Origin of the sequence: Thermohalobacter berrensis (genome assembly GCF_003609645.1) — a bacterium.
GTDB classification, from domain to species: domain Bacteria; phylum Bacillota; class Clostridia; order Tissierellales; family Thermohalobacteraceae; genus Thermohalobacter; species Thermohalobacter berrensis.
Map to the genome: position 1 here is coordinate 1 of NZ_MCIB01000030.1, position 5,414 is coordinate 5,414.

Below are 5,414 nucleotides of genomic sequence, written 5' to 3' on the forward strand. Positions count from 1 at the left end.
AAGATACTGTATTTTTACTTGAAATTTGTATAGGTTCATGGTAAAATATCACTTGTTAATTGCACATTAAGGAGGTGGAAAACTTGGCAAACATTAAATCAGCTAAAAAGAGAATTAGAGTAATTAAAAGAAAAACAGCTGTTAATAGAATAAGAAAAAATGAAGTTAGAACTTACATTAGAAAGTTTAATGATGCTTTAGACAATGGTGACATTGATAAGGCTAAAGAATTATTTAGAATAGTAGAAAAGAAAATTACAAGAGCAGCAGCTAAGGGAACTATTCATAAGAGTGCTGCATCAAGAAAAGTTAGCCGTTTAGCTAAAAGATTAAACAAAGCTGTATAATCGTACTTAATAATAAAAAACTTCGGGTTTACCCCGAAGTATTTTATTATTTCATTATAATATTTTATTACAAAAGCTAATTATTAGCATTTCAACTGCTAATTTATCATTCATATTACCTTTTTTTATTTTTTTATCTGTTTCTAAACAACTTTTCAATCCATTCTCTAGCTCTTTAGTTGTAAAATTTCTACTCTGCGAAATTACTTTTTTAGCCACAAAATTATGGACTCCCATTTTTTTTGCAATAATACCTTGACTATAACCTTTTTTTTCTAACATTTTAGCCATAAGTATTAATCTAAACTGTCTTATTATCATATGTAGTATTAATTGTATGGGCTCATTTTCTAAAATCATCTCATTTAATAAAGATAGTGCAACATCTGTTTTTCTTTGTCCAATTCCATCCACTAACTTAAAAATATTATTTTGTAATGACCTAACCAATACCTTATCAATATCCTCATTAGTAACTCTCTTTCTACCTTCTAGATAATTAGATATTTTAATAATTTCATTTTCTAAATCATATAGTGTTTTATTGCTTTTTGATTCTAAATATCCAGATAACTCTATAAGGTAGTAAATACCCTTATTATCTATTTGTTTACCACGTTTTCTAAAACTTTTTGATATCCACTGTTTTAGTTCTTCACCTTTTATTTTATCTAACTTTATTACAGACCCAACTTTTTTAATATTTTTAACAATTTTCTTTCTTGAATCAATCTTTTCTTCTCTTATAGTAAATATAAGACAAGTAGAGTCATTTAAATTTAATAAATATTCACTTAACTGTTTTTCTTCACTACTATTTCCACTTTTTCCACTAGTAATAAAAACTAAATCTTCTACTACAACTATTTTTTTATCCGACATTAATGGTAATGTTTCACAAGCATTAATTATATTATCTATAGTTGTCTCCTTACCATCTAGATGAATATAATTTAATGATTCAAAAGATTTATCTACATATTTATTTTTTATTTGTGATAGTATCCAGTCAATCAAATAAACTTCACTTCCATAACATAAATATACCTTTTTTAGTTTATTCTTTTTAATGTCATCTAATATTTGTTTATAGTCCATAAAAACACCTCTTTGCCCTATGAAGTTTCATTTAGTAGTGTGTTTTCCATATATTGTCTGTTTGTGTGTAAAACTATTATAGATAATATTATATATATCAACAAAATAAATATTTCAACTTTACTTTTAAATATTATATCATTTAATAGATTGGTGTCTTTAAAATACGGATAAATTTTTATGGTTTTGGGGTTTATTTTTATATTAATTAAACCATTCTTATCAGTTCTAAAAATCTTTACATTATTGTTTTGGTATCTTTTTAATACTTGTTCATTAGGATGACCAAACACATTTCTTCCTACTTGAATTATTCCATATTCTGGCTTCAAAGCTTTTATAAAAGTTTCCGATGATGAGGTATTACTTCCATGATGGGGAACTTTTAAAATATCAATATTATAATCTACTTCTTTTACAAGTTCCCTTTCAATATCTCTTTCAATATCACCTGTAAATAAAATTTTTTTATTGAAATAGTTTAAAAGTAGAACTAAGGATAAATTATTTTCACTTAAATTGTTCTTTTCATATGGATGTAATACTGTTATATATACTTTATTGTCTAATATTATTTTATCACCTTTATTTATTATATTTATTTTTATGTTGTTCTTATTTAACTTGTCTATAATTAGATTATAAATTTTACTCTTTTTATTCTCATATCCAATAAAAAAATCATTAATCTTTAAATTTTCTATGATAGGTATTACACCTTCACAATGGTCATGATGAAAGTGAGTAATAAAAACCCCATCTAAACTAAAAATTCCTCTTTTAAATAGATAAGGTAATACTATATTTTCACCTACATCAAAATCACTTAACACCGTTCCTCCCGTATCTATTATAAAATGTTTTTCATTATTAATGCTAATTAAAGCACAATCCCCTTGTCCTACATCTAAAAATTCTATTACTAATTCTTTATTATAAAAAGAGTTAACACTATTAAGCAAAATAAAAATTAATAAATATATAAAAATTATTTTCTTTATCTTAAACTTAAAAGATTCTAACCTTATTATTTTTAATAAAATAAATATCATTAAATAGTATAAAATAATTTCTGGTAAAGAAAGTGAAGGAAAATTTAATGTGGAAAAAGGCATTTTATTTAATATGTTCATAATAACCTTCATATAGAAGAAGAGTATATTTATTATATATCCAAAAACCGATAGTAGTTTTGTACTTAAAAATATGGAAAAAAGGATAGTAATAAATCCTAAAATTAAGCTAATAGGTATTATGATAGGAATAATTAATAAATTAGAGAGTACTGCTATTAATGAAACTTTATTAAAATGATAAATTGTTAATGGTAAAATTCCCAATTGAACTGCTATTATTGGTGATAATAGTTTTGATAATCTTGATTGTTTGGTAAAATTTTTTTCTATTTTTTTAGAAAAAATTAAAATTGATATTACAGCAACAAAAGAAAGTTGAAAGCTTATACTAAAAATCATAAGGGGATTTAAAAATAAAAGTATTAATGCAGCTAAAGATATTCCATTAATAACGTCATATCTTCTATGAGCAATAAAAGCTAACATCAAAGTTGTAAACATAGTACATGCCCTTAAAACAGATATAGGTGAACCTATAAGATATGAATAAATCCAAATAATACAAAGTGAAATGATAATAGAAATTCTTTTATTTATTATTAAAAAACTAAATACATAAACAAAAAAGGCAAAAATAATCCCTATATGGAGTCCAGATACAGCTAATATGTGAGATAGGCCTAAGTTTCTAAATTTATTAATAAGATTTTTAGTTATATATGAGTCTTCCCCTAATACCATGCCTTTCATAATTGAACTGTTTTCACTATTTAATAAGGTATCAAAAACATATATAACACGATTTCTAAAATCATTTGAAACTTTTTGACCAAGATTTAAATTATTTTCTGAAATTAATCTTATATTATAATCTTTTGCTGATAAATTCCAATAAATATTTTTAGTTTGTAGATATAATCTATAATTAAACAATCCTGGATTTGTATTTCTAGATGGTTTTATTATAATTCCCTCGGCTTCAATAATATCTCCAATTTGCAAATCTTTTTGTCCAACTATATTTAGTATAATCTTTTCTTTCGCTAAATAATAATTTTCTTTATATTTAACCTTTATAATATACAAAATATATTTTGAGCCATATTCTGATTCAGATATTTTATCTTCTATTTTTCCTATTATTGTTACATTTTTATTACTTAAAAAACTAAGAAGAGATTGATTCATTTCTTGATAAGTAGCAAAAACCCCTATAATAAAGAACACTAATAACAAAATTGTTATACCATTTTTACTAAAATATACTATTAAAATTGAAATTAATATTAATAAAATAAGATAGACAAAAAAATATTTATTAATGATATTAAAGTTGTATTGAATAAGTATGCCAAATATAAAAGGTATCAAAAAAAATACAAATGGTCTCTTCATATTTATCCTCTATTCTTAAAACATTTTCTATATTATACCATTTTTAACAAAAAACAAAAAACTGATGGATCTCTAATCCATCAGTTTAAAATTGCTGTCAGTTACTAGTTATAAGTCCTTACTAATTATAAAATTAAAATAAATTAATCACTTTTAGTCTACTTTCCAATAGTGGCAACCATGACAGCTTTTATAGTATGCATTCTATTTTCAGCTTCATCAAATACTACTGAGTGCTTACTTTCAAATACTTCATCTGTTACTTCCATTTCTGCTAATCCATACTTTTCATATATCTCTTCTCCTATTACTGTATCTCTATTATGGAATGCTGGTAAGCAATGCATAAATATTACTTCATCGTCTGCCTTCTTTATCATATCCATATTTACTTGATATGGTTTTAATAGTTTTACTCTTCTTTCAAACTCCTCTTCTTCTCCCATTGATGCCCACACATCTGTATATATTGCGTCTACTCCTGTTATCCCTTCATCTACTGAATCCGTTATTGTTATCTTTCCTCCTCTTTCCTTTGCCATTTCTTTTGCTTCTTCTACTAATTCTTCTTCTGGGAATAATTCCTTTGGTGCTACTATTCTAAAGTCCATTCCCATCTTTGCTGCACCTATCATTAATGAATTTGCCATATTGTTTCTTCCATCTCCTACATATGCAAACTTAATCCCTTTTAAGTATCCCTTATGTTCTTTTATTGTTAGTAGGTCTGCTAATACTTGTGTTGGATGGAATTTATCTGTTAATCCATTCCATACTGGTACTCCTGCATGCTTTGCTAACTGTTCTACTGTCTCATGCTTAAACCCTCTAAATTCTATTCCATCAAACATTCTTCCTAAGACTCTAGCTGTATCTGCTACTGTTTCCTTTTTACCTAACTGAATATCTCCCTTTCCTAGATATTCTGGATGGGCTCCTTCATCTACTGCTGCTACTACAAAGGCACATCTTGTTCTTGTTGATGGCTTTTCAAATATTAATGCAATATTTTTACCCTCTAAGTTCTTTGGTCTTATACCTGCATACTTTAAACTTTTTAACTCCTGAGATAAATCAATTAAGTATTCAATTTCCTGTGGTGTAAAATCCTTTAATGTAAGTAAACTTCTTCCCTTTAAGTTAAATGCCATTTTATATTCCTCCTTTATTTTTTCTTTTTATATATAAGTTATTTATATGTCTTCCCTTACAAGGGGCATACTCATACATCTAGGACCTCCACGTCCCCTTGATAGCTCTGAGCCTGGAATTATATGGGTTTTTATTCCATGTTCCTGTAATATTTTATTTGTTACATCGTTTCTTGCATACACAACAACTTCACCTGGTGCAATAGCTAATGTATTTGATCCATCACTCCATTGTTCTCTGGGAGCAGCAACGGAATCCCCACCAGCACATCTAATTAGAGTAACATCACTTAATCCTAAATATTTCTTTAGAATATCCTCGAGGATAGCCTTTTCTTCCTTGACTT

Annotated in this window: 5 protein-coding genes; 1 reads left to right on the plus strand and 4 read right to left on the minus strand. The window is 26.1% G+C overall.

Annotated elements, in window-relative coordinates; translation table 11 throughout:
* The first annotated feature begins 83 nt into the window (after positions 1-83).
* Complete coding sequence (gene rpsT / locus BET03_RS09890; protein ID WP_120169877.1) at positions 84-347, plus strand: 30S ribosomal protein S20; 264 nt, start codon at positions 84-86, stop codon at positions 345-347.
* A gap of 54 nt (positions 348-401) precedes the next feature.
* Here rpsT and holA read toward each other — a convergent pair whose 3' ends face one another.
* The 4 genes from holA to BET03_RS09910 form a co-directional block, all read right to left on the minus strand.
* Positions 402-1,445, minus strand: coding sequence for a DNA polymerase III subunit delta (gene holA / locus BET03_RS09895; protein ID WP_120169879.1), 1,044 nt, complete (start codon positions 1,443-1,445; stop codon positions 402-404).
* Positions 1,446-1,462: 17 nt separating this feature from the next.
* On the minus strand, positions 1,463-3,916 hold the full coding sequence (locus BET03_RS09900; RefSeq protein WP_120169881.1) for a DNA internalization-related competence protein ComEC/Rec2: 2,454 nt from the start codon (positions 3,914-3,916) through the stop codon (positions 1,463-1,465).
* Positions 3,917-4,074: 158 nt separating this feature from the next.
* On the minus strand, positions 4,075-5,067 hold the full coding sequence (gene argF / locus BET03_RS09905; RefSeq protein WP_120169883.1) for an ornithine carbamoyltransferase: 993 nt from the start codon (positions 5,065-5,067) through the stop codon (positions 4,075-4,077).
* Positions 5,068-5,109: 42 nt separating this feature from the next.
* Positions 5,110-5,414: arginine deiminase family protein (locus tag BET03_RS09910; protein ID WP_243096918.1), on the minus strand; the 305-nt coding region annotated here is incomplete at its 5' end.